The organism is Candidatus Thiothrix putei, assembly GCA_029972225.1.
Lineage (GTDB): Bacteria > Pseudomonadota > Gammaproteobacteria > Thiotrichales > Thiotrichaceae > Thiothrix > Thiothrix putei.
This window is the reverse complement of sequence record CP124756.1, coordinates 728,824-745,516: the sequence shown is the minus strand read 5'-3', so window position 1 is coordinate 745,516 and position 16,693 is coordinate 728,824. Positions and strand designations below refer to the sequence as shown.

General features: G+C 51.4%; 18 protein-coding genes. 7 read left to right on the top strand and 11 right to left on the bottom strand.

Annotation, left to right across the window (positions count from 1 at the left end):
• Positions 1-47: 47 nt before the first annotated feature.
• Positions 48-1,358 (bottom strand): 30S ribosomal protein S12 methylthiotransferase RimO, encoded by a 1,311-nt coding sequence (gene rimO / locus QJT81_03900; protein ID WGZ95144.1) that lies wholly within the window; start codon positions 1,356-1,358, stop codon positions 48-50.
• Positions 1,359-1,847: 489 nt separating this feature from the next.
• Between rimO and QJT81_03895 the strand changes: the two genes are divergently transcribed.
• Positions 1,848-2,765 carry a phosphoribulokinase gene (locus tag QJT81_03895; protein ID WGZ95143.1) on the top strand — a complete coding sequence of 306 codons (918 nt, stop codon included), beginning with the start codon at positions 1,848-1,850 and terminating at the stop codon, positions 2,763-2,765.
• A gap of 58 nt (positions 2,766-2,823) precedes the next feature.
• Here the strand turns inward: QJT81_03895 and QJT81_03890 are convergent, their stop codons facing one another.
• Positions 2,824-3,240 carry an HIT domain-containing protein gene (locus QJT81_03890; GenBank protein ID WGZ95142.1) on the bottom strand — a complete coding sequence of 139 codons (417 nt, stop codon included), beginning with the start codon at positions 3,238-3,240 and terminating at the stop codon, positions 2,824-2,826.
• Positions 3,237-4,289, bottom strand: coding sequence for a CDP-6-deoxy-delta-3,4-glucoseen reductase (locus QJT81_03885; protein ID WGZ95141.1), 1,053 nt, complete (start codon positions 4,287-4,289; stop codon positions 3,237-3,239). The genes QJT81_03890 and QJT81_03885 overlap by 4 nt, the downstream gene beginning before the upstream one ends.
• A gap of 89 nt (positions 4,290-4,378) precedes the next feature.
• Between QJT81_03885 and purT the strand changes: the two genes are divergently transcribed.
• Positions 4,379-5,575, top strand: coding sequence for a formate-dependent phosphoribosylglycinamide formyltransferase (purT, locus tag QJT81_03880; protein WGZ95140.1), 1,197 nt, complete (start codon positions 4,379-4,381; stop codon positions 5,573-5,575).
• Here purT and QJT81_03875 read toward each other — a convergent pair.
• Complete coding sequence (locus QJT81_03875) at positions 5,572-6,030, bottom strand: YaiI/YqxD family protein (GenBank protein WGZ95139.1); 459 nt, start codon at positions 6,028-6,030, stop codon at positions 5,572-5,574. The genes purT and QJT81_03875 overlap by 4 nt on opposite strands.
• A 104-nt stretch (positions 6,031-6,134) precedes the next feature.
• On the opposite strand from QJT81_03875, the gene QJT81_03870 reads away from it, so the two are divergent.
• The 5 genes from QJT81_03870 to uvrD are packed head-to-tail and all read left to right on the top strand — an operon-like array spanning position 6,135 to position 11,911.
• Positions 6,135-7,571 carry an ATP-binding protein gene (locus QJT81_03870; protein ID WGZ95138.1) on the top strand — a complete coding sequence of 479 codons (1,437 nt, stop codon included), beginning with the start codon at positions 6,135-6,137 and terminating at the stop codon, positions 7,569-7,571.
• A gap of 46 nt (positions 7,572-7,617) precedes the next feature.
• Entirely contained in the window at positions 7,618-8,361 is a 744-nt protein-coding gene (locus tag QJT81_03865; GenBank protein ID WGZ95137.1) for a DNA cytosine methyltransferase, read from the top strand.
• Positions 8,351-8,755, top strand: coding sequence for a DNA cytosine methyltransferase (locus QJT81_03860; GenBank protein WGZ95136.1), 405 nt, complete (start codon positions 8,351-8,353; stop codon positions 8,753-8,755). Before QJT81_03865 ends, QJT81_03860 begins: the two co-directional genes overlap by 11 nt.
• Positions 8,748-9,704, top strand: a complete 957-nt coding sequence (locus QJT81_03855) for an AvaI/BsoBI family type II restriction endonuclease (GenBank protein ID WGZ95135.1) — start codon at positions 8,748-8,750, stop codon at positions 9,702-9,704. Before QJT81_03860 ends, QJT81_03855 begins: the two co-directional genes overlap by 8 nt.
• Positions 9,701-11,911 carry a DNA helicase II gene (uvrD, locus tag QJT81_03850; GenBank protein WGZ95134.1) on the top strand — a complete coding sequence of 737 codons (2,211 nt, stop codon included), beginning with the start codon at positions 9,701-9,703 and terminating at the stop codon, positions 11,909-11,911. Before QJT81_03855 ends, uvrD begins: the two co-directional genes overlap by 4 nt.
• Positions 11,912-11,925: 14 nt before the next feature.
• Here uvrD and QJT81_03845 read toward each other — a convergent pair whose 3' ends face one another.
• The 7 genes from QJT81_03845 to msrA all read right to left on the bottom strand — a co-directional run bounded on the left by QJT81_03845 (position 11,926) and on the right by msrA (position 16,629).
• Positions 11,926-12,561 carry a precorrin-8X methylmutase gene (locus QJT81_03845; GenBank protein WGZ95133.1) on the bottom strand — a complete coding sequence of 212 codons (636 nt, stop codon included), beginning with the start codon at positions 12,559-12,561 and terminating at the stop codon, positions 11,926-11,928.
• Complete coding sequence (locus QJT81_03840) at positions 12,561-13,388, bottom strand: DUF3298 domain-containing protein (GenBank protein WGZ95132.1); 828 nt, start codon at positions 13,386-13,388, stop codon at positions 12,561-12,563. Before QJT81_03840 ends, QJT81_03845 begins: the two co-directional genes overlap by 1 nt.
• Before the next feature lie 10 nt (positions 13,389-13,398).
• The gene (locus QJT81_03835; GenBank protein ID WGZ95131.1) at positions 13,399-13,863 is read right to left on the bottom strand and encodes an isoprenylcysteine carboxylmethyltransferase family protein; all 465 of its coding nucleotides are present in this window, start codon (positions 13,861-13,863) and stop codon (positions 13,399-13,401) included.
• Complete coding sequence (pdxH, locus tag QJT81_03830) at positions 13,860-14,495, bottom strand: pyridoxamine 5'-phosphate oxidase (protein WGZ95130.1); 636 nt, start codon at positions 14,493-14,495, stop codon at positions 13,860-13,862. Before pdxH ends, QJT81_03835 begins: the two co-directional genes overlap by 4 nt.
• A gap of 180 nt (positions 14,496-14,675) precedes the next feature.
• Entirely contained in the window at positions 14,676-14,876 is a 201-nt protein-coding gene (locus QJT81_03825; GenBank protein WGZ95129.1) for a hypothetical protein, read from the bottom strand.
• A gap of 205 nt (positions 14,877-15,081) precedes the next feature.
• Positions 15,082-16,128, bottom strand: coding sequence for a tRNA epoxyqueuosine(34) reductase QueG (queG, locus tag QJT81_03820; GenBank protein ID WGZ95128.1), 1,047 nt, complete (start codon positions 16,126-16,128; stop codon positions 15,082-15,084).
• Positions 16,129-16,629, bottom strand: coding sequence for a peptide-methionine (S)-S-oxide reductase MsrA (gene msrA, locus QJT81_03815; GenBank protein ID WGZ95127.1), 501 nt, complete (start codon positions 16,627-16,629; stop codon positions 16,129-16,131). It lies immediately after the preceding gene.
• Positions 16,630-16,693: the final 64 nt, after the last annotated feature.

Here is a 16,693-nt window from a genome sequence, read left to right as displayed (position 1 = left end):
AATAAAACAAACGACTTGAGCAAGCTAAATTATTTTATAAGGAAGGATTAAATTTCACCCCAAAGATCATGTTCATCTGCATGAGTAATACGCACTTGAGCAAACTCCCCGACCGGTAACTCAACACCTTCGATAATCACTTGTCCGTCGATTTCAGGTGCATCACGGTGAGTGCGAGCAATACTTTGACCCTCTCCCGCCTCATCCACTAACACGGTCATGGTTTTACCGATTAAACGGCTGAGTTTGGCTGCACTGATGTCAGCCTGTACGTCCATAAAACGTTCGAGGCGTTCCTCTTTAACCGCTTCAGGCACAGCACCGTCAAGCGCATTCGCTTCTGCACCCTGAACAGGAGAATACGTGAACGCACCTACGCGGTCGAGTTGCGCTTCCTGCAAAAAGTCCAACAAGATTTCAAAATCATCGTCGGTTTCACCGGGAAAACCGACAATGAAAGTACTGCGCACCGCTATATCCGGGCAGGTTTCACGCCACTTAGCCAAACGCCCCAATACTTTTTCGGCATGGGCGGGGCGGCGCATAGCCTTTAATACCGTAGGGCTTGCATGTTGGAAAGGAATATCCAGATATGGCAGGATTTTGCCGTCTGCCATCAACGGCAACAGGTTATCCACGTGCGGATAAGGGTAGACATAATGCAAGCGCACCCACACCCCCATTTCCCCCAACGCCTCAGCCAGTTGCTGCGAATGGGTTTTAATCGGGCGACCTTGCCAGAAACCCGTGCGGTATTTCACGTCGATACCGTAAGCACTGGTATCTTGCGAAATCACCAGCAATTCTTTCACGCCTGCATTCACCAAGTTTTCTGCCTCTTGCAACACATCACCAATCGGGCGCGAGATTAAATCTCCACGTAGCGAAGGAATAATGCAGAAAGAACAACGGTGATTACAGCCTTCCGAAATTTTCAGGTAAGCATAATGACGCGGGGTGAGGCGAATTCCCTGCGGCGGAATCAAATGCGTATAGGGATCATGCAAAGGCGGTAAATGCTGATGCACCGATTGCATAACAGCCTCATACGCATGAGGCCCCGTAACGGCAAGTACATTCGGGTAAGCGTCTAATACCGTGCCTGCATTTGCCCCCAGACAACCGGTGACAATCACTTTGCCGTTTTCATCCAATGCCTCCCCAATGGCTTCCAAAGATTCTTCCACCGCCGAATCAATGAAACCACAAGTGTTCACCACCACTAGGTCAGCGTCATCGTAACTGCCACTAATTTCGTAACCCTCAGCACGTAATTGGGTAAGGATACGCTCGGAATCGACCAATGCCTTGGGGCAACCGAGACTAACGAAACCGACACGGGGTTGAGCTTGTTTCATAACAAATAACGGGTAAGTGATTGGAAAGCGGGTAATGATAGCTGATCCCGACACATTATGCTGCTGTATCAGCAAAATCCCGCAAAACACTACATCTTGTGTCAAGGCTTTTTAGTGATAGCGCTGGAGTTATGCACACAGTACAAGTGCAGCAAAACACATAACTACGTTTATCAACAATAATCAAACAGAGCCTCACAATAAACACAAGACATTGATTTTAAAAAATAAAATAATAGGTTATTTTTTAATCAATCTGGCAAGAACCTTTATAAAACAAGCCTTGCCGGACACTATCCACAAAACAGTCCACATACTTATCCACAGGATATGGGGATAACCCACCTAAACACCTGATTAAGCTAATATTAAGATTATGTGACAGACCGATTTCGCGTATCCCTATCGAAAGGCATATACAGACACACGGCCTCTTTGGTTAGAATGTTGGTCGATTGCGCATTCACAGTTCTGAGAGGAGAAGCTCTAATGTCCCAAAAACACCCAGTTATCGCTGTAACAGGTTCCTCTGGTGCAGGTACTACCTTCGTCAAGCGTGCTTTTGAGCACATTTTCTTCCGCGAAAAGATTACAGCAGCCGTCATCGAAGGCGATAGCTTCCACAGTGTTACCCGTGCTGAATTTAAACAGCGTTCTGCGGTTGAAACCAACTTCAGCCATTTTGGCCCTGAAGCTAACGATTTCCATGCATTAGAAGCCCTGTTCAAAAGCTATGGCGAAACCGGCAGCGGTAAAAAGCGTTACTACCTGCACAACGATGCTGAAGCTGCGCATCACCAGAAGCGCCTGACTGGCATGGGCATTACCTGCACCGCAGGCTCTGGTGAATTCACCCCGTGGGAAGACACCGAAGCCAATACCGACATTCTGTTCTACGAAGGGCTGCACGGTCTGGTACAAGACACCAGCCCCGACAAGAAATACGGTGGCTATGACGTGGCTAAATACGTGGATCTAGGGATCGGGGTTGTACCCAGCGTGAACCTGGAGTGGATTCAGAAGATTTCCCGTGACCACGCTGAGCGCGGCTATTCACCGGAAGCGACTGTTGACACCATCATGCGCCGGATGCCGGATTATATTAACCACATCACCCCGCAATTCTCGCGCACCAACATCAACTTCCAGCGTGTGCCGACTGTGGATACGTCCAACCCGTTCATTGCGCGTGATATTCCCACCGCTGATGAAAGCTTCGTGATCATCCGTTTCGCTGACCCGAAACGCTTCAACGTGGACTTCCCGTTCCTGCTATCCATGATCCATGACTCCTTCATGTCACGCCGCAACAGCATCGTGGTGCCAGGTGGCAAGATGGTACTGGCGATGGAGCTGATCCTGAACCCGATCATCCACGACATGATTGAAGCAAAGGGTAAGGCGTAAAGAGTACCCCCCATCCCTAACCCTTCCCCCGCAAGGGGTGAAGGGGACAAGAGGGATGTTAGAGTATTACGCGTAAGGTTTCACAACGTGAAATGGCAAATTCGGCGGTGTAAGACTCTGGCACAAACTTCCCCCACACGGGCGCAGGCCATGCGGCATCCGTCTGAAAACGCGCAATGTGATGAAGGTGTAATTGCGGCACAACATTGCCTAATGCCGCAATATTCAGCTTGTCAGGCTGGAACAGTGCCATCAGCGCCCTGCTGATCTGATCGGATTCTGCCCACAACTGCTGGCGTTCTGCTGGCGTTAACTCATGGATTTCACGAATCCCCGCGCGGCGTGGCACAAGAATAAACCACGGGTAACGCGCTTCATCCATCAACAATACCCGGCACAACGGCAAATCGGTGACGAAGTGCGTGTCTTGGGCTAATTGTGGGTGGAGGTTGAAATCCACTTCAGGTTCACTCATGGCTGCTTTTCCTGCATGGCTTTGAGGGTATCGAGGCTGTACTCAAAGGAATCGTAATACAACTGCGCCTCTGGCAAGCCTTGCGCCAAAAACGCAGTTTTCGCCGCATTCACCATCGGCGGTGGGCCACTCAGGTACACATCATGAGTGGACAAATCCGTGAAATCAGCAGCCACCGCCTCATGCACCCACCCCGTGCGCCCTTGCCACTGATCGTGTGGCTGCGGATCGGAAAGCACCGGCACATAAGTCAGTTGCGGGTGACGCGACACCCAACTGCGCACCACGCTATCCATGTACAAATCTGCCTTGGCACGCACGCCCCAATACAAATGCACCGGCTTATCCAGCCCTTGCGCCATCATCTGCTCCAGCATCCCCTTGAGTGGCGCAAAACCGGTGCCGCCGCCCATCAGGATCAACGGACGTTCCGATTCGCGCAGGTAGAAACTCCCCAACGGCCCCTCAATCCGCAATAACGCTTTTTCTTTCATCTCATTGAACACATGGTCAGTAAATTGCCCACCCGGTACGTGACGGATATGCAACTCCAAAAACTGATCATTAAACGGCGCATTCGCCAACGAAAAACCCCGGCGTTTGCCCTCTTTCAACAAAATGTCGATGTATTGCCCGGCAAGGAAGCGCAACCGTTCCGATGCAGGCAACTTCAGGGTCAACTCCATCACATCAGCCGCCAGCTTGCGCATCTTCTCAACCCGTACCGGCAGGGCTTTGATTTCAATATCCGGTTCGCTACCCACACGCGGGGAATCAATTTCCAGATCGCTCAACGCCCCCGCCATGCACAAAAAGGCTTTACCGCGCTCTTCATCATAAGGCGCAAGCCCTTGCGGTTCACCAAACGGGTAATGCACCTGACCGCTCAGCACCGTTGCAGCGCACGAACCGCATACCCCGCCCCGACAGCCATACGGCAACGCCACGCCTTGGCGCAAACCCGCCTCTAACACCGTTTCATTCGCCTCTGCCCAAAAAGTATGCCCAGAAGGTTGCACCGTCACTTTGAAAGTCATCGCCTGATCCATTGAATAATCAAATTGCCCGATTTTAACCTGCCGCTGCTGCTTGTGCTATTCTCCAGAATTTTCCACCACTTGTTGCCCCGGAGACCCCCATGCGCATCGGAACCCCGCTTTCCCCCTCAGCCACCCGCGTCATGCTGCTTGGCAGCGGCGAACTCGGCAAAGAAGTCATCATTGCCCTGCAACGCCTAGGGGTGGAAGTGATTGCCGTTGACCGTTACCCAAACGCACCGGGGCATCAAGTCGCACACCGTTTCCACAGCATCAATATGGCAGACCCGGTAGCCTTACGCGCCTTGGTGGAAGCCGAGAAACCGCACTTGATTGTGCCGGAAATTGAAGCGATTGCCACCGACGAACTGGCTGCTATTGAAGCTGCGGGGCTGGCGGAAGTCATCCCCACCGCCCGCACCACGCAACTGACCATGAACCGCGAAGGCATCCGCCGTTTGGCTGCGGAAGAACTCGGCGTACCAACCTCGCGTTACCACTTCGCCTCCAGCCTTGCCGAGATGCAGGCGGCGGCGGATGACGTGGGCTACCCGTGTTTCGTCAAGCCGGTGATGTCGTCTTCCGGCAAAGGCCAATCCATGCTGAAAAGCGCGGACGAGGTGGCAGCCGCTTGGGAATACGCCCTTTCCGCCGGGCGCGTCAATCACGGGCGGGTGATCGTGGAACAATGCATCCATTTCGATTACGAAATCACCCTGCTGACGGTGCGTGCCTTGGGCGCAAACGGCGAGATCGAAACGCATTTCTGCGCCCCCATCGGGCATCGCCAAGTCAAAGGCGATTACGTCGAAAGCTGGCAAGCGCAGCCGATGACCGCTACCGCCCTTGCCAAAGCGCAAGACATTGCCGCGAAAGTGACTGACAATCTGGGCGGACGCGGTTTGTTTGGGGTGGAATTATTCGTCAAGGATGATGACGTGTGGTTCTCCGAAGTCAGCCCACGCCCACACGACACCGGCATGGTGACGATGGCAACACAATTCCAGAACGAATTCGAGCTACATGCCCGTGCGATATTGGGCTTGCCGGTGAATACGGCGCTGCATTCTACGGGCGCAAGTGCGGTGATTTACGGCGGCATTGAGGCGGAAGGCATCGCATTTGAAGGCGTGGAACACGCGCTGCAAGTGCCGGAAAGCGACATCCGCCTGTTCGGCAAGCCGGTGTCGTTTGAACGTCGCCGCATGGGTGTGGCGTTAGCGCGGGGTAAGGATACCGATGAAGCGCGGGCGCGGGCGGCGGAAGCGGCGAGCCGGGTGAAGCCCGTTGCTGGCTAAGGTTTGCTGCGGCAATGACGGGTGAGGAAACGGTCTAACTGATTCGCAAACGCCTGCCGATCACTCAAACTCAGGGTCGCAGGCCCACCCGTCATCACCCCGCTGTTGCGCATTTCTTCCATCGCATTACGCACCCGCAAGCGTTCCCGGATATTTTCCGGGGTGTAAAACTGCCCACGCGGGTTCAGCGCGTGTCCCTTCTTCTCGATGACCTCTGCCGCCAGTGGAATATCAGCGGTAATCACCAAATCGCCCGCTGCCAAATCCTGCACAATGCGATTATCCGCCACATCAAACCCCGCCTGCACTTGAATGGTTTTAATGTAGAGCGACGGCGGAATGCGTAAGGGCTGATTCGCCACCAAGGTGGTGCGAATTTGCAAGCGTTCCGCCGCGCGAAACAGGATTTCCTTGATCACATTGGGGCAGGCATCGGCATCGACCCAGATTTGCATGGTGGTTTCCTCAATCACAGTGATTTGAAAAGTCTAAAATTAGCTAAAATTTTCAAAATAGTTAAACTATACTTTAACTAAATAAGTCATTTAGTACTATTTCCATGAAAATATCACCATCTGAACTCATCAGCGTACTCGCACAGTTTAACCCCTGGTGGCGTGGTGGGCATATAGCCGGTTTGCCTGCTTGGAAACGTGCCGCTTGGCATGAACTCAATCAATGGGTCACGCAGCCGCCGGTTCACCGTGCAGTGTTGCTATCGGGAGCGCGGCAGGTCGGCAAAACCACCTTGTTGCTACAGTGTATTGAAGACTTGCTGCAACAAGGTGTGCCAGCCGCCAATATTTTGTACGTCACTTTTGATCATCCCATGCTCAAATTAGGCGGTATTGATGCGGTGTTAGCTGCGTGGCGTGAACGTGAACCGCGTGCTGAAGGCATCGAATACTTGTTTTTGGATGAAGCGCAATTTATTCGCGATTGGGGAACGTGGGTCAAACATCAGATTGATTTTGTTAAAGATCGCCGTATTGTGTTTACGGGTTCAGCCACGCCCTTGTTGGAAGCGGATCAGGAATCCGGGGTTGGGCGTTGGCACGCTATCCGTATTACCACCTTGTCGTTTTATGAATACCTGCACATCAAACAACTCGCATTGCCTGAATTACCGCCACTGCGTTCCTTGCGCCACCTGTTTGATTGGACAGCACCCGATTTTTACCGTGTAACCGAGTTAGCCGCACCGTATACCGGGCATTTCCATGAATATTTGGTGCGTGGTGGGTTTCCGCAAACGGCACAAATTGAGAGCGTGGTACAAGCCCAACGTCTGCTACGCGAAGACATTATCGACAAAGTGCTGAAACGCGATATGACCGCTTTGTTTGGGGTGCGGCGTATTTTAGATTTGGAACACACCTTTTTGTACCTGTGTATGCACGATGGCGGGCTACTGGATATGACCGACTTGTGCAGCAACCTGCAAGTTAAACGCCCTACGGCACAACATTTTATCGAACTGCTGGAAGCCACCCACCTGATTTATCGTTTACCGCCATTCGGCTATGGCAAAGATGTGTTGCGGGCGCGTTACAAAGTGTATCTGGCAGACGCAGCGATTTCCTCCGCTGTCTTATTGAAAGGCAAAAACATCCTCGATGACCCCACCGCACTGGGCGTGGCGACCGAAACAGCCGTTTTCCGTCACCTATTCGCCCGTTATTATGCCCAACAAGTACGTTTCACCTATTGGCGCGGCAAACAGGAGCGCGAAGTCGATGTTGTCGCTGAAGTCGGCGGGCAAATTGTGCCATTTGAAGTGAAATACCGCACCCAACACACCGGCGTGCGCGAACTCAAGGGCTTGATGGAATTGTGCCAGCAAAAAAATATCAGTCGCGGTTACGTCATCACTAAAGCCTTGGATGATTTTGGGTTACTGGCGGGAACGCCAGAAGGGATCAACATTATGCGCCTGCCTGCACCGTTATTATGCTACTGGATGGGTGAAGCAGAATTGCATGGGGTGGTGGAATGATCCTTAGACGCTTACAATCTCACTCCAAATACGCATCGGAGACAACATGTCGAACAAGATTATAAGCCTTTTTTCGGGAGCAGGTGGCATGGACATAGGTTTCCACCAAGCCGGGTTCGTCACTGCTGTAGCCGTCGAACAAGACAGTTCCTGTTGCGCTACGTTACGCAAAAATATGTCGGATACTCCAATTATCGAAGGCGATATTACAACGCTACCCACCCATGCGATTTTGGCTAAAGCAGGTTTACAACCCTTGGAGCCTGCTTTAGTAGTTGGTGGTCCCCCTTGCCAAAGTTTTAGCTTAGCGGGTAAACGCATGGGCTTAGATGACCCTAGAGGTCGTTTGGTTTTAGAATTTCTGCGCGTGGTACGCGAAGCATTACCCGTTGCCTTTGTGATGGAAAATGTTAAGGGCATGATGAATTGGGAAGGCGGGAAAGCACTAAAAGCTATTTTAGATGAAGCCTCCCAACCTATTACGTATCAAAATCAAATCTATCAATACCAAGTATCCTATCAAGTATTGGATGCTGTTGATTTTGGTGCACCCCAATTCAGGGAACGTATTTTTATTATCGGTAATCGCATAGGAAAAAGCTTTACGTTTCCTAAACCAACGCACACAGCCCCTGCCAATCACCAAGCAGATCTATTTACTAAGCACCATCAAACATGGCAATCGGTTTGGGATGGCATTGGTTCGTTACCAAACGCCGACGAACCCTCCGACACGGCGATGAAAGTAGCGGGAACAATAAAAGGAAGGATTGCCCGACATGGTTATTAAAAATCACCAAAAAACGGCACACGCGCCAACGACGTTGGAAAAGATTAAAATTGTCCCTATTGGTGGCAAGCTCAGCCAGATCAAACAAACGTTTGGCTCCACTTATAGGAGGCTTGATCCCGCGAAACCTTCACCAACTGTAACCCGTAGCGGTTATCGTGATTTCATCCATCCGTATGAAGATCGAATGCTGACGGTACGTGAGTTGGCTTGCTTACAAACGTTTCCTCTCCATTGGGAATTCATCGGTACACGTTTAGATTCATACAGCAGCAAACGCATTGTCACGATGACGCAATTCGGTCAGGTTGGTAACGCAGTTCCCCCCGTGCTTGCCAAGGCGATTGGTCTTGCGATCAAGACACAAATTTTTGAGGAAAACTTAGGTGAATAATATTCATATCACTGCCTCCACTGATTTAGTGACAACGCCCGCCGCCCGCCGCAGTGGTTTTTTGGAATATGCGTTACGTCGAAATAAGGAGTCGATTCCTTTTATTGACCGAGCTAAAGCCCTCAAAGCGGTATTGGAAGTCCATACGCAGTCACCTAATGATTTATTAACACTCATCAATATTAGGGAGAGTTTATTAGAAGCCTCTGGCATTTCCGTCAAGGCAAAAGCGCACTTGACTGAATCCGATAAACTGGGACTTCTCAATGATTTTATTGAAAAAATCTTATTGCCTAGTGGCAAAGCTTATATTGATGAAGTCGTTTATCGCTATCTTCTGACTTCTGGTGATGCTTTAGGCGGCAAAATGCGTAATATTGTTGGCTCTATCGCCAAAGAAAAATTAACACGCTTTATCATCTCTCAATTGCAAATAGCTGATACTCAATTTTCCTACTTAGACAAAAAGCTCCGATCTACACCCGGAGAACAGCTTGGTGTTGAGGATATTGATACTATCAAAGCTATTCGTTGGTCTAATAAAAATAACCAGCAGCGAATCTTAATCTTTGATACCAATGTGCCTCCTGTTAAAAAGAATATTGATATTGTATTGCTCAATGATGCCATCGTAACCGATGCACCCAAAATTCAGGACTTAAAAAAATTATTGGAAACCACCGTACATTACTTGGCTATTGGCGAACTAAAAGGTGGTATTGACCCAGCAGGGGCAGACGAACACTGGAAAACAGCCAATAGTGCGTTAGGTCGAGCCAGAACCGCATTTGCCGGAAAACTGCCCTTATTGTTTGTGGGGGCTGCTATTGAACAAGCAATGGCGGGAGAAATTTTTTCACAATACCAGGCAGGCGAGTTGGCGAATTGCGCCAATTTGACTAGCGATGATCAATTAGCTGCCTTATGCGAGTGGTTGGTGAGACTATGAATACCCAATCCCCCATCCTCGCCCCCCTAAACCCGCAGCAACAACTCGCCGTTGCCGCGCCGCCCAAATCCGTCCTCGTCCTCGCAGGCGCAGGCAGCGGCAAAACCCGCGTGCTGGTGCATCGCATTGCCTGGCTGATCGAAGTCGAAAACGTCTCGCCATTAAGCATCCTCGCCGTGACTTTCACCAATAAAGCGGCGGCAGAAATGCGCGGGCGTATCCAAGACCTGTTGCAACTGCCCAGCGGCGGCATGTGGGTTGGCACCTTCCACGGAATTTCGCACCGTTTGTTACGCCTGCATTGGCAGCAAGCCAAATTGCCGCAAACCTTCCAAATTCTCGATTCCGAAGACCAGATCCGCATGGTCAAGCGCATCCTCAAATCCTTGGAACTCGACGAAACCCGCTTCCCGCCGCGTCAGGTCGCCGGTTTCATCAATGCGCGTAAGGACGAAGGTTCGCGCCCGCACCACATTGAAGACAAAGGCGATTTCAACCAACGCCAAATGGTGCAAATTTACAGCGTGTACGAACAAACCTGCCAGCGTAATGGCGTGGTCGATTTCGCCGAATTGCTGCTGCGCTCGCTGGAATTGCTGCGTGATAACCCCGATTTGCAACAACATTACCGCAACCGTTTCCGCCACATTTTGGTGGACGAATTCCAAGACACCAATGCGCTGCAATACGCATGGTTGCGCTTGCTGGCGGGGGATAGAAATCCGGTGTTTGCGGTGGGCGATGATGACCAGTCGATTTACGGTTGGCGCGGCGCAAAGATCGAAAACATCCGCAATTTCACCAAACATTTCCCCGATTGCGAAACGGTGCGGCTGGAACAAAACTACCGTTCTACTGCGAATATCCTCAACGCCGCCAACACTTTGATCAGTAACAATAAAGGGCGTTTGGGTAAAAACTTGTGGACGGATGGTAAGGATGGCGAACGCCTGCACCTCTACGCTGCCTTCAACGAAATTGACGAAGCGCGGTTTGTCGCCGGGCGCATCCAAAAATGGGTAGATCAGGGCGGAATGCGCCGCGACGTTGCCATTTTGTACCGTTCCAACGCGCAATCGCGGGTATTTGAAAGCACGTTTAACGAAAACCGCATTCCTTACCGCGTCTACGGCGGCTTACGCTTCTTTGAACGTGCCGAAATCAAGGACGCGCTGGCGTATTTGCGCCTCACCGTTAACCACCAAGACGATGCCTCGTTTGAACGCATCGTCAACCACCCGCCACGCGGCATTGGCGAACGTACCGTCGACATCCTGCGCAGCCACGCCCGCGCCACCAACCTGTCTTTGTGGGAAGCTGCCGCGCAAGCCGCTGACATCGGCGATTTCACCCCCCGTGCCAGCAATGGCGTACTCGGTTTCGTGCAACTGATCAAACGCATGGCAAGCGACATTCACAGCCTGCCCTTGCGCGAACAAGTCGAAATCGTCATCGACCTTGCCGGACTCAAGCCGCATTTTCTCGCCAAAGAAAAAGGCGAAGCAGGGCAAGGGCGCGTCGACAACCTCAACGAATTAGTCACCGCCGCACAGGGTTACACCTACGTGCAATCCGAAGAAACCCCGGACATGAGCGAACTTTCCGCCTTCCTCTCGCACGCGGCGTTGGAGGCGGGCGAAGGTCAGGGCGAAGCCGGTGAAGATTGCGTGCAAATGATGACGCTGCACTCCGCCAAAGGGCTGGAATTCCCGCTGGTGTTTTTGTGCGGCTTGGAAGAAGGCTTGTTCCCGCACCAAATGTCCGCCGATGACCCAGCACGCTTGGAAGAAGAACGCCGCCTCTGCTACGTCGGCATTACCCGCGCGGAAAAAGAACTGGTGATGAGTTACGCCGAACAGCGCATGTTGCACGGGCGCACCCAATTCAACCCGCCGTCACGTTTCCTGCGCGAATTACCGCCGGAATTGGTGGAAGAAGTCCGCCCGAAAGTGAAAACCTATTCCACCGGCTTCGGCGGCAGTAACCAATTCCGCTCCCCAGCCAATGCCCCCAAACCCGTAACGCGCACCACCAACTTCAATGAAACCGGCTACCGTGTCGGGCAACGGGTACGTCATGCCAAATTTGGCGATGGCGTAATCACCGATTCCGAAGGCGCGGGCGCACATTCGCGGGTACAGGTGAATTTCAAAGCGGTCGGTGTCAAATGGCTGGTATTGGGTTACGCCAATTTGGAAAAAATTTGAGGACGTTTAACGCATTACACATAAGTGCCCTGTTGCATCATCAGCAGGGCATTCAATGCCGCCGCTGCAAGTACCCCACCGCCACGTGTACCATCCACCACAATGCACTCCACGCCTAATTCCTGATGCAGTTTCCAGAGTAACTGCTTCGCGTGTGAGGCATTCACAAACCCACGGGGTGCGGCAATCACCAAGGCAGGAGGACGCACACCTTCTTGGAGAATTTCTAACAAACGTAATAATGCGGTGGCGGACTGCCCAATCAACACAATCCCGCCGGACATATACGGCTTCCAGCAATCCACTGCCGTCATCGCACGTGTATGTTTGACGCTCTTAGCTTGAGAAATGACTGATGCCCGCCCCAGAAAACCGAGCGGTTCTTGATACAAAAGCGCCTCATTCAGCGCGTACTTGACCAGTTCCACATCGTATAACAAGTTATTGCGCTGCTTGATGGCTTTACGGGCAACGCCAAGTGCATTCTCACTAAAGCGAATATACTTGGCAAGCTCAGGATCACCATAAGCCAACACCATCTGAATAACCACTTGCTGCTGATCCGCTGAGAATGCGGTCAAATCAACTTGTGTACGTAAATTAGCGTAGTTTTGTTCGCGAATACGCTCCGGGTCACGTAAGTATTCCATCAGCGTGCCAGCGCTGCCAACAAACTGGTATCAGGAATCAGATCATTAATAGCGTCATACGACACGGTAAACTCCGTCGGCCCCATGGCGTAAGGTGCAATTTCGTAAGGGTTGAAATTAAAAACCAAACCATTGCTCAGCACACCAACATTGGTGTTGATCTTAAAGGTATCATTAGCAAACCAAAATCCCGCCTCTTCCAAGCTTGCTTTAGCCGTAAGACCACGCGCCTGACGGAAAGCTTGCTCACCTGCTGCATTCAAACGCTCCGCATAGCCTGCTATCAGCAAATCATTCAGCGTCAATTGTTTGCCAGTATTCACATCAAACACTACATAGCGCTGACCGCTGAAGGGATGCGCCCCCCCGGTATAACCCGATTCGCGGAATGTTAAGGTCACTAAATGTTTGGAGGCGAAACTGACTTCCACATCGCGCTCCATTTCCCACAGCCCCATCGCTTCTGGCACGCTGTTGTAATCTGCGATGAACATACTGGCAAGCTCCTCCAACGTAGCAGGCGGCTTGCCTTCGGGGTCGCTGTATTCCAGCAGTTGTGTCTGAATATACTGATTGATGGCAGTGGCTGCGGCTGGATTACCGGCTGCCACGATATTGGGATACGTCAGGCGTAAACTAGCGCACCTGATATTCTCTGGTGTTGTACCCTCGACATCCGGGCATTGTGGCCCCCCAGCCCGCTCAAACGTGAGTGTTTCCAGCTTTAATGGCCCGCTGATACTATTACCACCAAGACTTGGCAGCTCCAATTTACAGCCAGTTACCAGCAGCAGACTTGCTGCCAACAGCATTGCTTTTGCTAACATTGATGAATCCTTACCACAACCAACGGCGTACATGCGCTTTATAATCACGATACGCGCCGCCAAAGGTTTGTTCCAGAATTTTTTCCTCAGGAATAATTTGCTCCACCGTCAGTACCCACACAAACAACGGTAGCACGAGAAACGGGCTAAGCCCCCCCAGCCAAATCCCCCAACCGGTTAGAATCACCAGCATCCCCACATACATTGGGTTGCGGGTATAACGGTAAGGGCCGGTCGTTACTAACGCTTTAGTGCGTTCGGGGTGAATCGGGTTAAAAGTGGTATGCGCCCGGAAAAACAAGCCAAGCGACCAAAAGTCAACCACTACCGCCACCACAATCAACAACAACCCCAATCGGTTCCAAGGCGCAGCAATCCAATGAAACAGCGGCAACCACGCATTAACGAACCACATCACCCCCATAAACGTCAACAAGTAAACCGGCGGGGGAATTTTCAACTGCAAGGTATTCATGGCGCTAACCTCGCGATCTCCCACCCTTCAACCTGACGGCGGTATTCAAAACGGTCATGCAAACGGCTGGGGCGACCTTGCCAGAATTCGATGGTATCCGGCACGATGCGGTAGCCACCCCAAAAATCCGGCAGCGGAATTTCGCCCGCACTGAATTTACGCTTCATTTCATCCAGCTTGATTTCTAGCAACGTGCGCGAAGTAATGACAGAACTCTGCGCGGATACCCATGCCCCCAACTGGCTACCTCGCGGACGGGTTGCAAAATAACGTAAGGATTCCAACGTTGGAATTTTTTCAGCGCGCCCGGTAATTTCCACCTGACGTTCCAGCTCTTTCCAAAACAACAAGAGCGCCACTTGCGGGTTTTCTGCGATTTGTTGGGCTTTTTGGCTGTGGTAATTGGTGAAAAACACAAAGCCATTCGCATCAAACGATTTCAACAACACAGTGCGTAGGGTCGGTTTACCCGTCGCAGATACCGTCGCAATTTGCATCGCCGTAGGTTCTACCACCTCACTGTCTATCGCCTGCTTTAACCACAGACTGAACTGTTGGTAAGGGTCAGGGTCTAGTGTTTCACGGTTCAAGCCTGCTTTGGTGTATTCTTGGCGCAATGATGAAAGATCCATGCTCTCACTCCCAATAATTGTTGTGTGGTTGGCGCGGATATTACCTGAAAATAAAAAAGCCAGACCCAAAAATAGCAGGTCTGGCCAAAAAGACACAAAGGAAGGGCTAAGACCTTTGCGTCAAAGCGGAGTCCACGGTGGACTCCAGGGGCTAACAAATAGGGTTTATAGCATATAATTTTATTGCAGTGAGTAATATTGCGAGATAAATTGTGTTTCTTGCTCCGAAACAGTGCGTGACACATTGAGTAACGCACCAGAAACTGTATCCAACGGGTTACTCAATACAGGGCGGTAAGGCATAGCAGCACTCATAAAGGGGCTTGTAGAAGCCGTCGGTACTGGCATCCCATAAGCGCCATACGCACGTTCTTGCCACATACTGTAAAGTGAGTTTTCCTGCATTGTTGTACAGCCCGGTAATAAAACCATAGCCACTAGTGCCCACAACACACTGTTTCTTCTTATTTTCATAACGTTGTTTTTGGGTTCGGGTTTGTGATGTGCTTATGATGACAAAAACTTGAGAGCATTCATATCACTTATTGACATATGGATAAAAAAAATCGATGAAGTGTTAACGATCTTAGCTATCCGATTGTTTTTGTTGCTCAAGTGCCCAGTCGATATGTTCCCGCACCAACTCACTGCTAATCGCCATTTTGCGATGCTGTAATAATGCCATGACCGAGACACTCACAGGCGCATTTCCCAATGCTACAGCGATATTGCGCAACCAACGCTCGTAACCAATCCGCCGAATCGGCGAACCTTCCAGCTTGCGCATAAACTCGCTTTCACTCCATTGGAACAACTCGCTTAATCGCGCACTGTCCAAGCCATTGCGCACTGCAAAATCCGCTTCCGGCGAGGTTTGCGCAAAGCGATTCCACGGGCAAATAAGCTGGCAGTCGTCGCAGCCATAAATACGATTGCCCATGAGCGGGCGCAATTCCAACGGAATACTGCCTTGGTATTCAATCGTGAGGTAGGAAATGCAGCGTCGCGCATCCAATACATACGGCGCGAGAATGGCTTGTGTGGGGCAAACGTCGATACACGCGGTGCATTGCCCACAATGCTCAGACACGCTGCCCGTTTCATCCAAGGGCAAATCGGTGTAAATCTCACCGAGGAAAAACCACGAACCCGCGTCACGGCTGAGAACATTGGTGTGCTTACCCATCCACCCCAGCCCTGCTTTCACGGCAAGGGGCTTTTCCAGTACCGGAGCGCTATCGGTGAACGCGCGGTAGCCGAATGCACCGATTTCGGTTTGCAATTGTTGCGCAAATTTTTCCAGCCGCTGCCGGATCACTTTGTGGTAATCACGCCCTAAAGCATAGCGGGAAATATAAGCGCGTTCGGGGTGATTGAGGATCGATACTGCATCCATGCTATCCGGCGGTAAATAATCCATGCGCACACTGATCACGCTCAACGTGCCGGAAACTAATTCGGCGGGGCGGCTGCGTTTTGTGCCATGGTGCGCCATCCACGCCATGTCGCCGTGATAGCCTTGCGCCAACCAATCCAGCAGACGCTGCTCGGCAAACGACAAGTCGATATTGCTGACACCGACGGCGTTGAAACCGAGTGCCTGACCAATGGCTTGAATCTGCGCAATTTTCATTTAGCCGCACGTCACCCCAGTACCCCCCAAGCCGCAATAGCCGCGTGGATTTTTCTCCAAATAGCGCTGGTGGTATTCCTCAGCGGGGTAAAACGTTGGTGCAGCCAGAATTTCAGTAGTAATTTTACCCAATCCCGCCGCCGTTAATGCCACCTGATAACGCGCCCGACTCGCTTCTGCCGCCGCTTGTTGCTCAGGGGAATAGGTGTAAATGCCGGAACGGTATTGTTCACCCACGTCATTGCCTTGACGCATCCCTTGGGTGGGGTTGTGTGCCTCCCAAAACACTTTCAGTAGCGCGTCGTAACTGATCTGTTCTGGATCGAACTCCACCCACACCACTTCATTATGTCCCGTCGTACCGCTGCATACTTGGCGATACGTAGGGTTTTCGGTATGCCCTGCTGCATAACCCACAGCGGTACGGATGACACCCGGTGTTTGCCAAAACTTGCGTTCTGCGCCCCAAAAGCACCCTAAGCCAAACATCGCTTGTTGCATAACACGCTCCTTTTCTCCTGTTTCAAGGCTGTGACTTGTACACCCGTTTTACGGTAGGATACAG

Coding starts and splice junctions, on each gene's coding strand:
- rimO (WGZ95144.1), bottom strand. CDS start 1,358: ATGAAACAAGCTCAACCCCGTGTCGGTTTCGTTAGTCTCGGTTGCCCC.
- QJT81_03895 (WGZ95143.1), top strand. CDS start 1,848: ATGTCCCAAAAACACCCAGTTATCGCTGTAACAGGTTCCTCTGGTGCA.
- QJT81_03890 (WGZ95142.1), bottom strand. CDS start 3,240: ATGAGTGAACCTGAAGTGGATTTCAACCTCCACCCACAATTAGCCCAA.
- QJT81_03885 (WGZ95141.1), bottom strand. CDS start 4,289: ATGGATCAGGCGATGACTTTCAAAGTGACGGTGCAACCTTCTGGGCAT.
- purT (WGZ95140.1), top strand. CDS start 4,379: ATGCGCATCGGAACCCCGCTTTCCCCCTCAGCCACCCGCGTCATGCTG.
- QJT81_03875 (WGZ95139.1), bottom strand. CDS start 6,030: ATGCAAATCTGGGTCGATGCCGATGCCTGCCCCAATGTGATCAAGGAA.
- QJT81_03870 (WGZ95138.1), top strand. CDS start 6,135: ATGAAAATATCACCATCTGAACTCATCAGCGTACTCGCACAGTTTAAC.
- QJT81_03865 (WGZ95137.1), top strand. CDS start 7,618: ATGTCGAACAAGATTATAAGCCTTTTTTCGGGAGCAGGTGGCATGGAC.
- QJT81_03860 (WGZ95136.1), top strand. CDS start 8,351: ATGGTTATTAAAAATCACCAAAAAACGGCACACGCGCCAACGACGTTG.
- uvrD (WGZ95134.1), top strand. CDS start 9,701: ATGAATACCCAATCCCCCATCCTCGCCCCCCTAAACCCGCAGCAACAA.
- QJT81_03845 (WGZ95133.1), bottom strand. CDS start 12,561: ATGGAATACTTACGTGACCCGGAGCGTATTCGCGAACAAAACTACGCT.
- QJT81_03840 (WGZ95132.1), bottom strand. CDS start 13,388: ATGTTAGCAAAAGCAATGCTGTTGGCAGCAAGTCTGCTGCTGGTAACT.
- QJT81_03835 (WGZ95131.1), bottom strand. CDS start 13,863: ATGAATACCTTGCAGTTGAAAATTCCCCCGCCGGTTTACTTGTTGACG.
- pdxH (WGZ95130.1), bottom strand. CDS start 14,495: ATGGATCTTTCATCATTGCGCCAAGAATACACCAAAGCAGGCTTGAAC.
- QJT81_03825 (WGZ95129.1), bottom strand. CDS start 14,876: ATGTGGCAAGAACGTGCGTATGGCGCTTATGGGATGCCAGTACCGACG.
- queG (WGZ95128.1), bottom strand. CDS start 16,128: ATGAAAATTGCGCAGATTCAAGCCATTGGTCAGGCACTCGGTTTCAAC.
- msrA (WGZ95127.1), bottom strand. CDS start 16,629: ATGCAACAAGCGATGTTTGGCTTAGGGTGCTTTTGGGGCGCAGAACGC.